General features: G+C 61.4%; 17 protein-coding genes. 16 read left to right on the top strand and 1 reads right to left on the bottom strand.

The genetic code is table 11. The annotated features are described in order from the left end of the window. The 12 genes from AX708_RS10230 to AX708_RS10180 all read left to right on the top strand — a co-directional run. The coding region (locus tag AX708_RS10230) for a HupE/UreJ family protein (protein WP_067490096.1) at nucleotides 1-543 on the top strand (543 nt) is incomplete at its 5' end. 23 nt (nucleotides 544-566) lie between these two features. Next, complete coding sequence (locus AX708_RS10225; RefSeq protein WP_066524739.1) at nucleotides 567-1,193, top strand: transmembrane anchor protein; 627 nt, start codon at nucleotides 567-569, stop codon at nucleotides 1,191-1,193. Between the two features lie 7 nt (nucleotides 1,194-1,200). Further along, nucleotides 1,201-2,535, top strand: coding sequence for an MFS transporter (locus AX708_RS10220; RefSeq protein WP_066524736.1), 1,335 nt, complete (start codon nucleotides 1,201-1,203; stop codon nucleotides 2,533-2,535). Between the two features lie 545 nt (nucleotides 2,536-3,080). Further along, nucleotides 3,081-5,174: a ParB/RepB/Spo0J family partition protein gene (locus AX708_RS10215; RefSeq protein ID WP_067490093.1), complete on the top strand. Its 2,094-nt coding sequence runs from the start codon at nucleotides 3,081-3,083 to the stop codon at nucleotides 5,172-5,174. An 82-nt stretch (nucleotides 5,175-5,256) separates the two neighbouring features. Beyond that, nucleotides 5,257-6,207, top strand: coding sequence for an ArdC family protein (locus AX708_RS10210; RefSeq protein ID WP_067490090.1), 951 nt, complete (start codon nucleotides 5,257-5,259; stop codon nucleotides 6,205-6,207). Next, a complete protein-coding gene (locus AX708_RS10205; protein ID WP_067490087.1) occupies nucleotides 6,176-6,568 on the top strand; it encodes a hypothetical protein in 393 nt (130 codons plus the stop codon). The genes AX708_RS10210 and AX708_RS10205 overlap by 32 nt, the downstream gene beginning before the upstream one ends. A gap of 47 nt (nucleotides 6,569-6,615) precedes the next feature. Beyond that, on the top strand, nucleotides 6,616-7,257 hold the full coding sequence (locus AX708_RS10200; protein WP_067490084.1) for a hypothetical protein: 642 nt from the start codon (nucleotides 6,616-6,618) through the stop codon (nucleotides 7,255-7,257). A 12-nt stretch (nucleotides 7,258-7,269) separates the two neighbouring features. Beyond that, nucleotides 7,270-7,893: a hypothetical protein gene (locus AX708_RS10195; protein WP_067490081.1), complete on the top strand. Its 624-nt coding sequence runs from the start codon at nucleotides 7,270-7,272 to the stop codon at nucleotides 7,891-7,893. A 10-nt stretch (nucleotides 7,894-7,903) separates the two neighbouring features. Further along, nucleotides 7,904-8,110, top strand: coding sequence for a hypothetical protein (locus tag AX708_RS10190; RefSeq protein ID WP_156454564.1), 207 nt, complete (start codon nucleotides 7,904-7,906; stop codon nucleotides 8,108-8,110). A 94-nt stretch (nucleotides 8,111-8,204) separates the two neighbouring features. Next, entirely contained in the window at nucleotides 8,205-8,459 is a 255-nt protein-coding gene (locus AX708_RS10185; RefSeq protein WP_060977715.1) for a type II toxin-antitoxin system Phd/YefM family antitoxin, read from the top strand. Continuing rightward, the gene (locus AX708_RS19905) at nucleotides 8,456-8,722 is read left to right on the top strand and encodes a Txe/YoeB family addiction module toxin (protein WP_081095537.1); all 267 of its coding nucleotides are present in this window, start codon (nucleotides 8,456-8,458) and stop codon (nucleotides 8,720-8,722) included. Before AX708_RS10185 ends, AX708_RS19905 begins: the two co-directional genes overlap by 4 nt. A 14-nt stretch (nucleotides 8,723-8,736) precedes the next feature. Further along, nucleotides 8,737-9,078, top strand: coding sequence for a hypothetical protein (locus AX708_RS10180; protein WP_066527702.1), 342 nt, complete (start codon nucleotides 8,737-8,739; stop codon nucleotides 9,076-9,078). Nucleotides 9,079-9,101: 23 nt separating this feature from the next. Here the strand turns inward: AX708_RS10180 and AX708_RS10175 are convergent, their stop codons facing one another. Continuing rightward, nucleotides 9,102-9,599 (bottom strand): hypothetical protein, encoded by a 498-nt coding sequence (locus tag AX708_RS10175; protein WP_067490077.1) that lies wholly within the window; start codon nucleotides 9,597-9,599, stop codon nucleotides 9,102-9,104. A 67-nt stretch (nucleotides 9,600-9,666) separates the two neighbouring features. On the opposite strand from AX708_RS10175, the gene AX708_RS10170 reads away from it, so the two are divergent. The 4 genes from AX708_RS10170 to AX708_RS10155 all read left to right on the top strand — a co-directional run bounded on the left by AX708_RS10170 (nucleotide 9,667) and on the right by AX708_RS10155 (nucleotide 13,795). Continuing rightward, nucleotides 9,667-10,953, top strand: coding sequence for a hypothetical protein (locus AX708_RS10170; protein WP_067490074.1), 1,287 nt, complete (start codon nucleotides 9,667-9,669; stop codon nucleotides 10,951-10,953). 47 nt (nucleotides 10,954-11,000) lie between these two features. Next, a complete protein-coding gene (locus tag AX708_RS10165) occupies nucleotides 11,001-11,636 on the top strand; it encodes a hypothetical protein (RefSeq protein WP_054590607.1) in 636 nt (211 codons plus the stop codon). Between the two features lie 102 nt (nucleotides 11,637-11,738). Continuing rightward, nucleotides 11,739-13,412 carry an ATP-binding protein gene (locus AX708_RS10160; protein ID WP_067490071.1) on the top strand — a complete coding sequence of 558 codons (1,674 nt, stop codon included), beginning with the start codon at nucleotides 11,739-11,741 and terminating at the stop codon, nucleotides 13,410-13,412. Between the two features lie 59 nt (nucleotides 13,413-13,471). Beyond that, nucleotides 13,472-13,795 (top strand): hypothetical protein, encoded by a 324-nt coding sequence (locus AX708_RS10155; RefSeq protein WP_067490068.1) that lies wholly within the window; start codon nucleotides 13,472-13,474, stop codon nucleotides 13,793-13,795. Nucleotides 13,796-13,859: the final 64 nt, after the last annotated feature.

The raw sequence follows: 13,859 nt of genomic DNA, 5'->3' as shown, positions 1-13,859 counted from the left end.
TCCTCACTCTTACATAAGTGTGAGGTCCTGTCCGGGGAATTCGGGGGCCGCTTCATTTTCTTCCTTTATCGGATGAAAGACGTCGGCATCTATGTGACCTTGTTCGCGATCGGCCACTCCACCACGCTGCTGTTTGGCGTGCTGACCGGGATCAGCGCCAACGCCTATCTGATCGACGCGATTATCGGTCTGTCGGTGGTCTACAAGGCGCTCGACAACCTCGGTGCCTACCAGCGCTGGTTCGGTGTTCAGCCCAACACAAAGGCTGCGACCCTGGTGTTCGGGTTCTTCCACGGGTTCGGCCTCGCCACCAAGATCATCGAGTTTGAAATTGCGCAAGATGGCCTCATCCCCAATCTGATCGCTTTCAACATCGGGGTGGAGATTGGCCAGCTGCTGGCGCTTGGCGCGATCCTGATTGTGATGGGATATTGGCGCCGGACTGCCAGTTTCATGCGCCACGCTTTTGCCGCCAACACCTTGCTGATGACCGCCGGCTTCGTGCTGGTCGGGTATCAATTGGCCGGTTTTGCCGTCAGCTGATAGAACAATTCCAGGAGCGATTTATGTTCAATTCCCAACGTCCGAAGATGGAAGACCTTCCCAGCAATCGCCAATTGATGGGTGCCACTGCGTTCGCCTTGGCGGCATCAGCCGTGATCCTGACTACCATCGTGCTTCCATCCGAATACGCAATTGATCCTACGGGCGTGGGCCGCTCGCTCGGTCTGACCCAGATGGGTGAGATCAAGGCGCAGTTGGCAAAAGAGGCGGCGACCGACGCTGTTGCCACTGCCTCAGCGACAGCCTCTACTGCCGGCCCGGCTGCGCAGGGTGCGGGTGCACAGACGGCTTCGGATGCGCCCACAGCCGCAGCGCGGTCTGAAACCATGCAGGTTACACTGGCGCCGGGCGAGGGGGCAGAGATCAAGGCGGCGATGCAGAAAGGCGCCCGCATTGCGTTCAACTGGTCCGTCGATGGCGGCCATGTCAATTTCGATACCCACGCGGATGCTCCTGGGATCGCCTATCATGGCTATGAAAAGGGTCAGCAATCGACTGGTCAGCAGGGCGAGTTGGTCGCTGCGTTTGACGGTAAGCACGGTTGGTTCTGGCGCAATCGTTCCTCGGGAACCGTAACCGTCACCCTGCGCGTCGACGGCGCCTTCAGCGAATTGAAAAGGGTCGTTTGAGCCTACCATGATGACGGTTCTGGCCAATCGCACCTATCGCAACCTGTTTCTGGCGCAGGTGATTGCTCTGATTGGCACCGGGCTGGCCACGGTCGCGCTGGGACTGCTGGCATTTGACATTGCAGCCGCGGACAGCGGCGCGGTGCTCGGTACGGCGATGGCGATCAAGATGGTCGCTTATATCGGCGTTGCACCGGTGGTCGGGGCCTTTGCCTCGCGCCTGCCCCGGCGAGGCTTTCTGGTGGCAATGGACGTCGTGCGCGGGCTGGCGGCTTTGGCCCTGCCGTTTGTCGATCAGGTCTGGCAAATCTACGTTCTGATTTTCGTGCTGCAATCGGCATCGGCAGGCTTCACCCCGACCTTTCAGGCGACCATTCCCGACATCCTGCCCGACGAGAAGGACTATACAAGAGCCCTGTCGCTATCACGGATGGCTTATGATCTGGAGAGTCTGCTCAGCCCGGTCCTTGCTGCCGTTCTGCTGACGGTGATCAACTTTCACTGGCTGTTTGGCGGGACGTCGATCGGCTTTGCCATTTCTGCGCTGTTAGTTCTGTCCGTCGTCCTGCCGCGTTCAACTGCTGCGCCGCCAAGCGGGGGGATATACGACAAGACCACCCGCGGCATCCGCATCTATCTCAAGACCCCGCGGTTGCGCGGGTTGCTGGCGATCACCCTGGCTGCGGCTGCTGCCAGCGCGATGGTGATCGTCAATACTCCCGTGCTGGTGCAAGCTGCCCTCGGCCTCGGTCAGCGCGAAGTTGCGCTGACGCTTGCGGCTTTTGGCGGCGGATCAATGCTGAGCGCGCTGATCCTGCCCCGCCTGCTTGACCGGATTTCCGATCGCTGGGTTATGCTGGCCGGTTCGGCGGCACTGGTCATGGTATTGGCGGCGTTGGCAGCATCCTGGGGCACTCATCTGCGCCCGGCCTATTGGGGCTTCATGTTGGTTGCATGGGTTTTGCTCGGCATCGGCTATTCCGCCACGGTCACGCCGGGCGGCAGGTTGCTGCGGCGATCTTCTGCCAGCGAAGACCGACCGGCACTGTTTGCCGCGCAATTTGCATTGAGCCACGTATGCTGGCTGATCGCCTATCCGCTCGCTGGACAGGTTGGAGCACTGGTCGGCTTCGGCGCGGCTTTTGCGGTTTGCGCTGCACTGGCGGCATTCGGCTTGGGGATTTCCATGTTGATCTGGCCATCGGCGGATCCCGAAGTGGTTGATCACGCGCACGACGATCTGCCTTCCGATCATCAACATCTTGTGAATGACCACGCTGGTGGGAAAGCCCATCACGCGTTCGTTATTGACGATCTTCATTCTGCTTGGCCTGGCCGCTAATAGCTATAATTGCAGCGGTTTTTATCAACGGACAACTCCAGAAAACAGAGCATCCGTGTGTAGAGATATTCCAAATAGTTGCTCGTTGAATGGTACACCTGTAGGCCGTCTAAATTGCTACGCCGATCATAATCAGGTTTTCCGTCATTAAGACTAAACCGAGCGGCGCATTGCTGTCACCACCGACCCACGTGCATCTGAGTTCGAGCCGGTCGATAAATGCCGCCTTGAATACCGAGATTGCACCGATTGTGCCGGCGAACAGCGTCCCGAAATCTAATCCAATGACATTGGACCGCAACCATCGGCACGCCGGGGAGCCCCTCGGCAACGGGATAGAGTATGCCCGCCGCCGGCTACTTGGCCAGCTACCGTGCAATCCTTCAGCGCTAAAGGATGGTTCAGCGCCCGAAACATGTTGGTGCTTCAGGCCGCGGATTGGCTTCATCTGTTAATTCTCGAAGAGATTTTCGCTCACTGGAAAAGAGGAGGGGGAGGGGATGTGTGCCCGGGTGATTGCCGGGTGCACATCAGGAGTGACGACGATGCTTATTCCCTTTTCCCGGCTCTATCTGAGCGATGCGAATGTGCGCAAAACGCGCAGCGAAGAAGACGATATCCAGCTTTCCGCCGACATCGAAGCGCGTGGCCTTTTGCAGAACCTGCTGGTCACCAAGAGCAAGAAGCGCGGCAAGTTTGCCGTGATCGCCGGTGGCCGCCGGTTGCGGGCCATCGAGATGATTGTCGCGCGCGGTGCGTGGGACCCCGACACCGAGATCGAATGCAAGCTGCTTGAGGGCAGCGAAGAGGAAGCCGGCGAGGCCTCGCTTGCCGAAAACTTCCAGCGCGTCGGGATGTCACCGGCTGAGGAATGCCGCGCCTTCCAGCACTTCATCAAGGAAGGCAGCGATGTTGCCGCGGTCGCCAAACGCTTCGGTCTCACCCAGCGCTTCGTGGAAGGCCGCTTGCGGCTTGCCAACCTCGCCGAGCCGATCTTCGAAGCACTCGCCAAAGGCGATGTCACCCTCGAGATCGCCAAGGCTTACGCCGCGACCGACCAGCACGAAGTTCAGCTGCGGGTCTTTGAGCAGATGCGCTACGCCTATAACCCAAGCGCCGATGCCATCCGGCGTATGGTGGCGAGCGGTTCCATGCGCGGCAATGACCCAATCGCGCTGCTGATCGGCGAAGATGCCTATGTGGCTGCCGGGGGCAAGATCGAGCGCGACCTCTTCAGCGAAGCGGCAGATGATCGCTGGATCGATATCGAGATCGCCCACAGGCTTGCGGCCGAGAAAATGGAGGCCGAAGCCCAGCGGATCGCTGCTGAAACTGGCCTTGCCTGGATCAGCCCAGTGGCGTCGACCAATTCATGGCAGGCGCGCAGCGAAATGGGCGTCAATGCTGTCCGGCTGCCGCCCGCGCCGCTCTCCGAAGAAGCACGTGCCCGAATTGACGCGATCGATGCCCGAATGGAAGAAATCAGCGAGATCATCGACGAAGGCGAAGAGGGCGGAGATACCGATTTCGGGCAGCTCGAGGCCGAGTATGAGGACCTTGATGCCGCGCGCAGCGACCTCAATAACCCGGTGCGCGCACTGCCCGAAGAATGGCGCAGTGAGGCCGGACGGTTCCTGGTTCTCACCACCCGCGGCGAAATGGTGCTCGAGGCCGATTACTACAGCGAAAAGCGCCTATCGTTCGAGACCGATGAGAATGGCAAAGTGACAGCGACGGCCGAAGAGCCGGTCCCAGGTTCCACCAAGCGAGGCAGCGCTGCACCTTCCAGGCCCGAGGCAGTTGCGCCGGGCACGGAAAAGCCGATCAGCGCTCGCCTGTTCGACGAGCTTTCGGTTCAGCGCCGCAATATCCTGTCGGCATCGCTGCTAACCGATCCGGGGCTCGCGCTCGACTTCGCCATCTTCGCGCTGGCCGACAGCCGCAGCTATGAAAGCCGCGGCACCTCGATCAAGGGCGGACGACCGAGCGATCCGGCGACCGGAGAACTTTCGCAGTCCACAGCTGAGGGGATTCTCGCCGAGGCCGAAAACGCGCTCGACACGGGATGGCAGGAACATAGCTGTGCAGCCCAGCGCTTCATTGCCTTCCGCGAACTTGCCGACGAAACCAAGGCGGCGTGGCTCGCCTATGTGGTAGCCATCTCGCTCGAAGCCAAGAAGGGCTATGGTTCGGAATACCATCCGATCCATGCTGTCATCGGCAGTATGCTCGACATCGATGTTGCAGCGATGTGGCGGCCGACAGCCGAGAATTTCTTCGACCGAGTCAGCAAGACCTCGTGTCTTGCCGCGCTGACCGAAGTCGGCGGCAGCGATCTTGCGGCGCGTTATGCCGCCTCGAAGAAAGCTGACCTTGCCAAGACCTGCGAGACGATCTTCGCCGGCAAGGCGATCGTTGAACAGGACGTCAAGGAAGCAGCGCTGGCCTGGTTGCCTGAAGGCATGAAGTTCACGATTGGTGCCAACCCCGCTGATCCGGTCATCCCGGACACCGACGAAAGCGACCCTGTCGCCGACGTCTGCGATGGCGATAACGGTGAAGCCGACAGCGAGGCCGAAGAGCTGATCGATGACCATCAACCAGAAGTCGCCTGTGAAGAAGCGGCGGTAGCCGCCTGAGGCGGCAAAACACCCCTCCTGATGACCTGGCCCGGCCACTCGCCTGAGTGAGCCGGGCCTCTTTTTGTTGAGGAGCAGGCCAATGCGCCAACGACCCAAGCGCGACGTCGCGCAGGAAATCACCAATCTGATCATCGCTACAATCGAGGCCGGAACGCTGCCCTGGCGCCGACCCTGGAAGAAGACCGGTATGGGCGGAGCGCCGCTGCGCGCTGCAGGCGTCCCCTACACAGGGATCAACCGCCTCTATCTTTGGGCGGTCGCCGATCACTATGGATATGGCTCACGCTACTGGATGACCTGGCGGCAAGCCATCGAGCTTGGCGGACAGGTCCGCAAGGGCGAGACCGCCGAGCCGAGCATCTACTTCAACAGCACGAAGAAGACCGCGGTCGACCACGCGACCGGCGAGGAATCGTCGAAAACAATCCGCTTCATGCGCGCTTACAGCGTGTTCAACGCCGCGCAGATCGATGGCCTGCCGCCCCATTTCTATCCAAGCCCGGTGCCTGAAGCGCCGCCGACGCCTTCGCAGAAGGCCGCTGCCATCGAGCGCTTCTTCGCACCCGTCCCGGCTGATATACGCCTCGGCGGAGACCGCGCGTTCTACTCGCCGGGCGCTGATTACATTCAGCTTCCGCACCCCAATGTCTTTAACACCGAAGACGGATTCGTGGCTACGAAAGCGCACGAACTCGGCCATTGGTCAGGCCATGCCTCTCGGCTTGCCCGCGAATTTGGCAAGCGTTTCGGCGACAAGGCATACTCTTTCGAGGAGCTGGTGGCCGAGCAGGTGAGTGCCCGGATCTGCTACGAACTGGGCCTTCCGGCAGACCTCCACGAAAGCCATGCCAGTTATGTCTCGCACTGGCTGGAGATCCTCAAGGCCGACAAGACGGCCATCATCACCGCGGCCGCGAAGGCCGATCAGGCATTCAACCATCTTGCGGCCTATTCGGGCTACCAGAGCGAACCTGTGCAGGATGAAGGGGAGGAAGCCGATGAAACGGCGCCAGTTCCGGCTTGTGCTTGAGCCAGCCCCCGAGGAGGTCGTTCGCCTCACCCAGCTTCACCGTTATGCGGGCGATGTTGCAGGCCGGGGGAGGGCGCCCATAGGCGGTGTGCTGGCTGAGTATATCGCAAGCCTGTTTCCCCAGAGGGATCCACGCCAGGTGCTGGACGGTCTTCTCGGAAAGGGGGACGCCGGTTGGTCGCTTGGCACAGCTCCGGGTCAAGGCCGAACGCTCATCATCCAGACAACCGAGGCGGGCGTTGCGGTCTCGGCAGTTGCGCGAATCCTCGAGCAGATTGCGCCAAACACGCTCCTGCGACCGATGATCTACGAGCCGTTGCCGCTGCAGGGCCTAAGCGAACATCGTCGCAGCCTGCATTGAGGGAAGGGGGATGGGGCCATTGCATCTTGCAATGGAAAGGAAGCCTCATGTCCTGCGACATCGATTACCGTTACCGCCGCGCACTCCAGCCTGATGGACTGACAACCTTCGAAAATGCGCTGCGGGCATTGAACGAGGCCGTCGATGATGTCCGCCTTGCAGGCCGGCAGGCGGCAAGCTGCCCGGCAGTGCTGCTCCTCACCCGCCACCTCCAGCGCATTGCCGACGGAAGGCCGACCGAATGTGAGGCAGACGACCAGGCGCTGCGTTCCCAGTGCATCGAACGCCTTGCCGAGCTCAAGCACAGACCGGCGATCATTGCTCTGGTCAAGCGCGGGATCGACTATCGTCCCGAAGAACTGCGCCATTACCGGCGCGAGGGCACGCGGGCGCTGCGCCAGATCGCAGCAGGGATCGGGCTCGAGCACGCCGATTACCGCATCAGCTATTACACCTCACAGGAACAGCTCGCGGGCGAGCATGTGCTGGAAGCCGACGGGATCTACGTCCGGATCAGCCCGGAAAGGTTCGGCGAGCCGGGTCTCGCCTGGCGCAACCCGTTCTGGAAACCGCCTGGCGCGGTGATGCGCAAAGCGCCGATCACCGCCCTTGCAGACATTCCCGCACTCACGGCGCGGATCGCGCGCGAATTGAAGATCGCACCTCCGGCGCAGCCGGGGCTTATCTGAAGGAGAACTCGCATGGGCTGGCTTTACATGCACCGTGCCGGAATTGGGGGCTTCGACACTCCCAAGGCCTATCTCGACAATCAGTTCACATGGGAGCGCGAGAATGAAGAAACCGGCACCTTCGAAGGATGCCGGGTCGTCAGAAGCGTGTCCACAACCGGGGCCTATTACGCGGCGGTCCAGCGCTATGGACCGGACAACCAGCCCCACGCCATCTCCGCGGTGATCTGTCTGGTCCGCTGGAACCCCAAGGCAGCCGACGGCCTCCTGTTCGGCTACAAGGACATGGATGAAAACTCCGGGCCGGTGGAGGCCGGGTGTCCCAGAAGCATCCTCGAGGAACTGGGACCAACCAATCACCCCTATGCCCTCGACTGGCGCAACCGGTGCTACCGCCAACTGCGGCTCAAGGAACGCAAGATCGCCGATGGTGACATGATCCGGCTGCCTGAACCCATGAAGTTCACCGACGGCAGCGAACACGCTGAATTCAGGGTGACAAAGCGCGGCGCGAAGATTGAGCTCAGCACGCCCGATGGGCGAGGCCGGTTTCGCATCAGCAGATTGATGGAGCGCCGGTTCGAGGTCGTGCCCCCCAAGCGTGCGCCGCGCACATTCTTCCCGGCAACGCCGTAACACTCGGGAGGTGACCATGCTGCTTCAGAGCCTCGATCCCAGAAGGGCGATCCTGTGCGGACGCGCCAATGCCGAGCGTCTCGCCATCCGGATGACTGCAAATTCCGGGCAGAGCCATGCCGTGGTGAGGACCGACAGCAAGCTCCAGCCCTTCTGCGTTCTGCCGGCAGAAGAGGGCCTTCCCGGTGCGAACGAGCTTCAGGTTGTTGTCCTGTAGGCTATCTCGAACACATGGGCTCTTTCCCTTCATCACTTGTTCACGCTTGCAATTGTACCAATACCAGTACAATGTTCCGGGGAAGGATGAAGCCATGGATGTTATCACCTACTCAGAAGCGCGCGCCAATCTGAAAGGCATTATGGATCAAGTGGTCAGTGACCGGACACATGTCGTGGTCACGCGCCAGAAAGCAGAGTCGATCGTGATGGTCTCGCTCGAAGATTGGAACGCTATTGAGGAGACCATGTACCTCCTTTCGAACCGCACCAATTCCGACCGCCTAAGGCAGTCGATCGAGCAACTGGATGGTCAAGGCGGCAATGAGCGCGGGCTGATCGAGCCTTGAAGCTGGTCTTTGCTGACAATGCCTGGGAGGATTATCTTCACTGGCAGCAAGCCGATGACAAGGTTCTCACCCGGCTCAACGATCTCATCAAGGAATGCCAGCGAACGCCTTTCAAAGGAACCGGAAAGCCTGAGCCTCTCAAAGGCTCCCTGGCAGGCTGGTGGTCGCGGCGGATCACCAAAGAAGACCGTCTGGTCTATCGCGTTACTGGCAAAGGAAACGAGCAACAGCTAGAGATTGCCCAATGCCGGTTTCACTATTGAATTGAGGCTCCTGCATGAAATCCCATCGCGATGCTGAAGATGGCGCGCGTGACCCACGCAAACTGATAGCACAGCTGGGCACAACCGGCGATGAACTCGCACGCACGCTCGGTCTCGACAAAGATGATCCCCGCCGCATGGAATCAGATGACATTCAGCGCCGCATCGGCTCGATGATAGAGGTACTTAGCAAGGTCGAACCGCGTTTCGGCTCTGTCATCATGGCCTATGCCTGGTACCGTTCTGAGGCGCTTTCCGGTTTTTCCGGCCAGACTGCGATGGAACTTGTGCGCTGCGACCGCGTGCAGGACGTGCTGACTTATATTGATGCCGTGGACGCAGGCGTGCATGCCTGAGCACCGCGATGTAAACGGAATGTCTATTCCTCGATCATCCCTCCGAGGCCGGGATCAAGATACCACGACGGGCCTTCGGTAAAGTCGGCATTGCGGGCAGGAACCGGGCCATCAGGCTCTGACGAGACGTAAGGGTTGACCATCGGCGCAGGGTGCTGGCCCGAGCGCAAAAGGTGCCCCGACATCTGGCACCGTGGCCCGAGGAGTTCGAAGAGCCATTCGAGATCGTCGAGCATCTGGACAACCCCGCGCCCTGCCAGCGCATAGTAGAGGCAGCGCTGGTAGTCATCGCAATGGCAGGACAAGATCTGCGTCAGCCGAGCCTTGGCATTGGGCAGGCCCTGGAAGACGCCCTGCAAGGTCTCATAGAGCTCACGCGCCGAGTAATAGGCATCGAACGGCTCCACTCCGATCGAGGCATTGGCGAGCATGCGCTTGGTTGGGCGGCAATTCGGATCAAGCGCCGCGTCGCGCAGCGTGACATCGAGGTCGAACTTGCCGATATCAAAGACCTTGTTCATTATTTGTGGGCTCCTACAGATTATGAACATACCGTGAACAAATGACAGGGTCAAGGCGTCATCATGCATGTGGCTGGTAGGTAAGGACACCACAGGAAAGACCGGCAGGGTCGCCATCAGCGACGAGCTGAAGGCTGCGCTGGTGCGGTGGTATACAGGCCGGGGCAGCGAGGCCGACCACCGCGCTTCGGTTTCACTGGTCTCGACCACGCGAGAGAACCACAAGTGGATCGCCTGCGACTGCCTTGGGGCAGAACATTCGCCGCCGCTGATGAGCGCGGCCTATCTCAGTTTTCAGGAAACGTATTACCTCCGGCGTCTTACTTCGCGGCCAGGCCACGAGCCAGGATGCCCGTTTCATCTGCCGCAGGCGCCACCGCGCATCCGCGAGACCGTGAAGGACTCGCTCTATGCCATCGGCATTCCGAAAGGCCTGTTCAGTGCTCACCAGAAGGCACCGGAGAAGCTTGCACAGAGGCCAGAGGACATAGAGCCTGACGACCGCTCACGCGGCGTCGCTATCCCGCGCCTCGGCAAGCTGCTCTGGTTGTTGCTCGAGCGCGCAGGGTCGAACATTCTGCGCGAATTACCGCCCACCGGCAGGCGCGCAGGCTCGATCAGCGAAGAAATGCGCCACCTCAAGCGCGCCGCTCAGGGCCTCGATATCGCGCCGGGCGTCCGGCTGTCGGATCATCTCTACACCAACGCGATCGATTACGAGAAACGGCGGGTCCATGCCCGGTTGCGGGCTGCGGCCGAGACCTGGCCGCCCGAGTTTGCACCGCAAGCCTTTCTGCTTCTCGAAGCGAGCGAGGTCACATCCAGCGAGGTGGTGACGGGGCTCGGAACTGTCGAAATCCGCAATCGCATCCAGCACACTGGGATCATCCGGGCCGAGGTCGAGCCACCCTTTCTGGTGCTGGCCGTCGTCGGCGAGCATAGTCGGCGCGAAGGATACCTGGCGCTGCGCGCCTATGCCCAGCCTGTCTTCAGCGGAAACCAGTTTGTGCCCGCCGAGCGCGACCATGATCGCGAAGTGCTGCGCGCGCTCCAACAGGCCCAATATGAATTGCGCCGCCTCGGTGTCAGGATGGCGGTCAAGAAGGTCCTCTTTGACATCACGCTGGCTGCGGGGTCGGCGAGGCCGGATTTCCTGGTGGCGCTGCTCGATGAGCATAGCGGGGTGGAATGCAAGTTCGCGCTCCAGATCCTGCAGTCGGATGATGCCGACTATCTTGAGCTGCGCAGCATCGAGCGCGAGCGTCTCGGTCAGGCCGGGCCTGTCGTATCCATGGCCGTCAGCAGCGTGACGCCTGAGGCAATTATCAGCCAAGCCCGCCGCCTTCTCGAGTGAAGGGGAGGGGGAGGATGTGAGCGAACCGGAAGAAAGAGAGTTCGCTCATGACAAGCTTCGCTCCGTCGCCGCGCCCATCGACATCGATCTGGGGCGCCGTCCAGCAGGCCGATCAGCTTGGCCCGGGCATTTGGTCGGTGATGACCGCCAGCCACGGCGGCATCATTCTGTCCGATCAGAGACAGGCCGCCATGCCGCCGGCGCTACAGATCGAGGGCGGGTCCTACGAAGAAGACTGCGATTGGGCGCTCCCGATCCTTGCCTTTACCAGCGAGCTAGAACGGCAGGGCTCCTGCTCCGCGGGCTTCCTGCAGCTTGCCCGCGATACCGCCAAATGTTGGCACCCGGACCGCTTCAGCGCCTTCACCGGCGAGGCCGTAGAGGAGAATTCCTCTGCGATCCTGCGGACGCGTAAGGCCTACATCGCCGCGATCGGCGAATTCTGCGTGACCAGCGCCTGGGGCGATTGGGCCGAATGGGTGCCGGAAGGCAAAGTCGGCGTGATTGCCCGGCAAGTCGAGCGCGTCGATCACCTTGGCCGGCCAACTTATGGCGAGGCAGAAGTCTGCGCGCTGATCGCGAAGGACCTCTACGCCGCGCGCGGCGAGGTCACGGCGCTGCGCGATACGGCGCACGAGATCATCCCGATGCCCGATGCCCTGCGACCGAAACGAGTGGGCTGAAGAGCAGGCCCAAGCCGTCCGGCTCCGACCAGGCGTCAATCCGCCGTTCTGAAGGGAAGGGGGAGGGGAAGGGCGAACCAGTGCGATGAAGGACCCTTTGCCATGAACCCGACAGTCATCCGACCCAGCGTCAGCCCGAAGACGATCACCAAAGTCACACGCCTCTTTAACGGCACCATCGGCGATATCCTCGGCGAGCTCCTCCAGAACAGTCGCCGCGCTGGCGCTTCCCGGATCGATATCGCCTGCTGCGCGGATCAGGACGGAGCGCGCCTGACCCTTGTCGATGATGGGTCCGGGGTAGCCGATCCCCAGACCATGATTGCGCTGGGGGATTCGGGCTGGAGCCAGCACATCCATGAGGCCGAAGACCCGGCAGGCATGGGTGTCTTCAGCCTCGCGGGCAAGGATACCCGGATCAGCACGCGTCATGCCGATGCCGACACCGGATGGTCGGTCCATGTCCCAGCGGATGGCTGGACCGGTGCGCAGGACATTGCCGTGGTGCCCCTGGCTCGCCCGGTTGGGACGACCATCACCTTCCTGATGCCCGGGGTGAGCGAGCAGACGACCGAGCGGATTCTGCGCGAGGTCGCGAAGTTCTACCCGCTGCCGGTGTTCTTCAATGGCGTGCAAGTGCCGCGCGAGGACTTTCTCGCCAAGGCGATCTACATCGCCGAGTGGAACGGCAGCCAGATCGGTGTGTTCGAGGGGCGCGAATACCACCAGGACCCCACCACGAACTTCCATGGCATGGTGCTCACCCGCAAGCTTGCCAGCGTCTCGGAGAGCCTTGGCGGCAAGACCTACCATGCCCGGCTCGATATCGGGGCCACCCCGGGCCTTGCCCTTGTGCTCCCGGCGCGCAAGGAATTCGTCGAGAATGCCGCGTTTGCGGCGCTTCAGGCGGCCTGCAGGCGCACGATCTATGCCGCGCTGGCGCACAGAGGCCAGCACCGGCTTTCCTTCGAGAACTGGAAGGAAGCGCGCGATCTTGGGGTTGCCCTGCCGGAGGCCGACCCCTGCCTGCCCCGCTGGTATGCTGCCATTGCGGAGAGCGACAACGTCAATGTCGAGTATGAGGAAATCGCAGCAGGTGCGGACACGATCCTTGTCGCGGATCTTGAGCCCGATATTGCCCAGGGACTGGAGCGCGCGCTGCGCGACCACCCCTTGCGCCCGCACCTCGTCGAGAACCATCCCGCATACGCTGGCTATGGCTGGTATGACGCGCTGCATCAGCTCGGCAACGTGCGCTTCTATATTGCAGCCGGAGAGCGCGACCACGTCATCGCCGAAAACGGCAGCTTCCCCCCGCTCGATGACCATGTTCGTGCCGAGACGATCGAGCTGAGGTTCTGCGTCTTCCACCGCGCCAGCGAAACGCAGCGCGAGGAAGGGATCTCGGCAGATGTCGCCTTCGTCGTCGGCGAGGATGGCTGGTACAGCGGCATCGACCAGATCCGCATTGCCTATGTTCCGGGTCCGGCGCTGACTCCTGAAACGCTGGTCGATCTGATCGAGAACGTCTGTTTCTGCGCGAACGACGACAGCGAGGCCGACTCCTGGGACACCCAGCACGAGCACTTCTTGCGCGATGCGCGCGAGCTCGCGGCCCGGGTGCTGCTCGGCGAGGACGAGGCCATTGCGGCGCGTATCCGCGACACGCTTGCCGGCATCCTCTGGGTCATTCCCAAGGACCGGCAGGTTGCCATTACCGTTGCTGCCGGGACCGCGATCGATGTTCAGCTTTCCGCTTTTCAACCTGCGGGCTGAGTCCCGCGAGGCCGTCCGGTTGTCCGCTCGTCGTCTCTTGGATCAGGAGGAGACCTCCAATGCATGACACATCTGACCTCACTTGCGCGCGGCAACGCACCGAGCGCATTGCGCTGCTCAATGATGCCGCGCGCCAGGGCCGTGACCGAACGGCCCGCATCGTCATGACCTCCGGGTTGCTTGCAGAATTCGGCGGCGACACCGTGGCACAAAGCATGATGGTTCAGGCTCGGTTGATGGCCGCTCTGCGCCATTGCACCTTCGCCCCGGATTCGCCCGAGCGAGACTTTGCAAGCATGGATGTCGATGGCATCAAGGTGCTGATGAAAGTCGATTTGTATGATCCGGGCCTTGTCAAGATACCATTGAACGGTTCCTTTTGATGATGGGCTGGGGGCCCCCACACGCAATGCTCAAGGATTGGCTTCATTCGTTCCGAGGTCAGCT

This window comes from Erythrobacter sp. CCH5-A1, assembly GCF_001557115.1.
Taxonomy (GTDB): Bacteria; Pseudomonadota; Alphaproteobacteria; order Sphingomonadales; family Sphingomonadaceae; genus Erythrobacter.
The sequence above is the reverse complement of the archived record's forward strand: the minus strand, read 5'-3'. Positions and strand labels throughout refer to the sequence as shown.

What these genes read in the sequence shown, in the direction of transcription:
- AX708_RS10210 (WP_067490090.1), top strand. Translation starts at nt 5,257, where the DNA reads ATGCGCCAACGACCCAAGCGCGACGTCGCGCAGGAAATCACCAATCTG.
- AX708_RS10225 (WP_066524739.1), top strand. Translation starts at nt 567, where the DNA reads ATGTTCAATTCCCAACGTCCGAAGATGGAAGACCTTCCCAGCAATCGC.
- AX708_RS10205 (WP_067490087.1), top strand. Translation starts at nt 6,176, where the DNA reads ATGAAACGGCGCCAGTTCCGGCTTGTGCTTGAGCCAGCCCCCGAGGAG.
- AX708_RS10215 (WP_067490093.1), top strand. Translation starts at nt 3,081, where the DNA reads ATGCTTATTCCCTTTTCCCGGCTCTATCTGAGCGATGCGAATGTGCGC.
- AX708_RS10175 (WP_067490077.1), bottom strand. Translation starts at nt 9,599, where the DNA reads ATGAACAAGGTCTTTGATATCGGCAAGTTCGACCTCGATGTCACGCTG.
- AX708_RS10165 (WP_054590607.1), top strand. Translation starts at nt 11,001, where the DNA reads ATGACAAGCTTCGCTCCGTCGCCGCGCCCATCGACATCGATCTGGGGC.
- AX708_RS10185 (WP_060977715.1), top strand. Translation starts at nt 8,205, where the DNA reads ATGGATGTTATCACCTACTCAGAAGCGCGCGCCAATCTGAAAGGCATT.
- AX708_RS10180 (WP_066527702.1), top strand. Translation starts at nt 8,737, where the DNA reads ATGAAATCCCATCGCGATGCTGAAGATGGCGCGCGTGACCCACGCAAA.
- AX708_RS10195 (WP_067490081.1), top strand. Translation starts at nt 7,270, where the DNA reads ATGGGCTGGCTTTACATGCACCGTGCCGGAATTGGGGGCTTCGACACT.
- AX708_RS10160 (WP_067490071.1), top strand. Translation starts at nt 11,739, where the DNA reads ATGAACCCGACAGTCATCCGACCCAGCGTCAGCCCGAAGACGATCACC.
- AX708_RS10155 (WP_067490068.1), top strand. Translation starts at nt 13,472, where the DNA reads ATGCATGACACATCTGACCTCACTTGCGCGCGGCAACGCACCGAGCGC.
- AX708_RS10200 (WP_067490084.1), top strand. Translation starts at nt 6,616, where the DNA reads ATGTCCTGCGACATCGATTACCGTTACCGCCGCGCACTCCAGCCTGAT.
- AX708_RS10170 (WP_067490074.1), top strand. Translation starts at nt 9,667, where the DNA reads ATGTGGCTGGTAGGTAAGGACACCACAGGAAAGACCGGCAGGGTCGCC.
- AX708_RS10220 (WP_066524736.1), top strand. Translation starts at nt 1,201, where the DNA reads ATGATGACGGTTCTGGCCAATCGCACCTATCGCAACCTGTTTCTGGCG.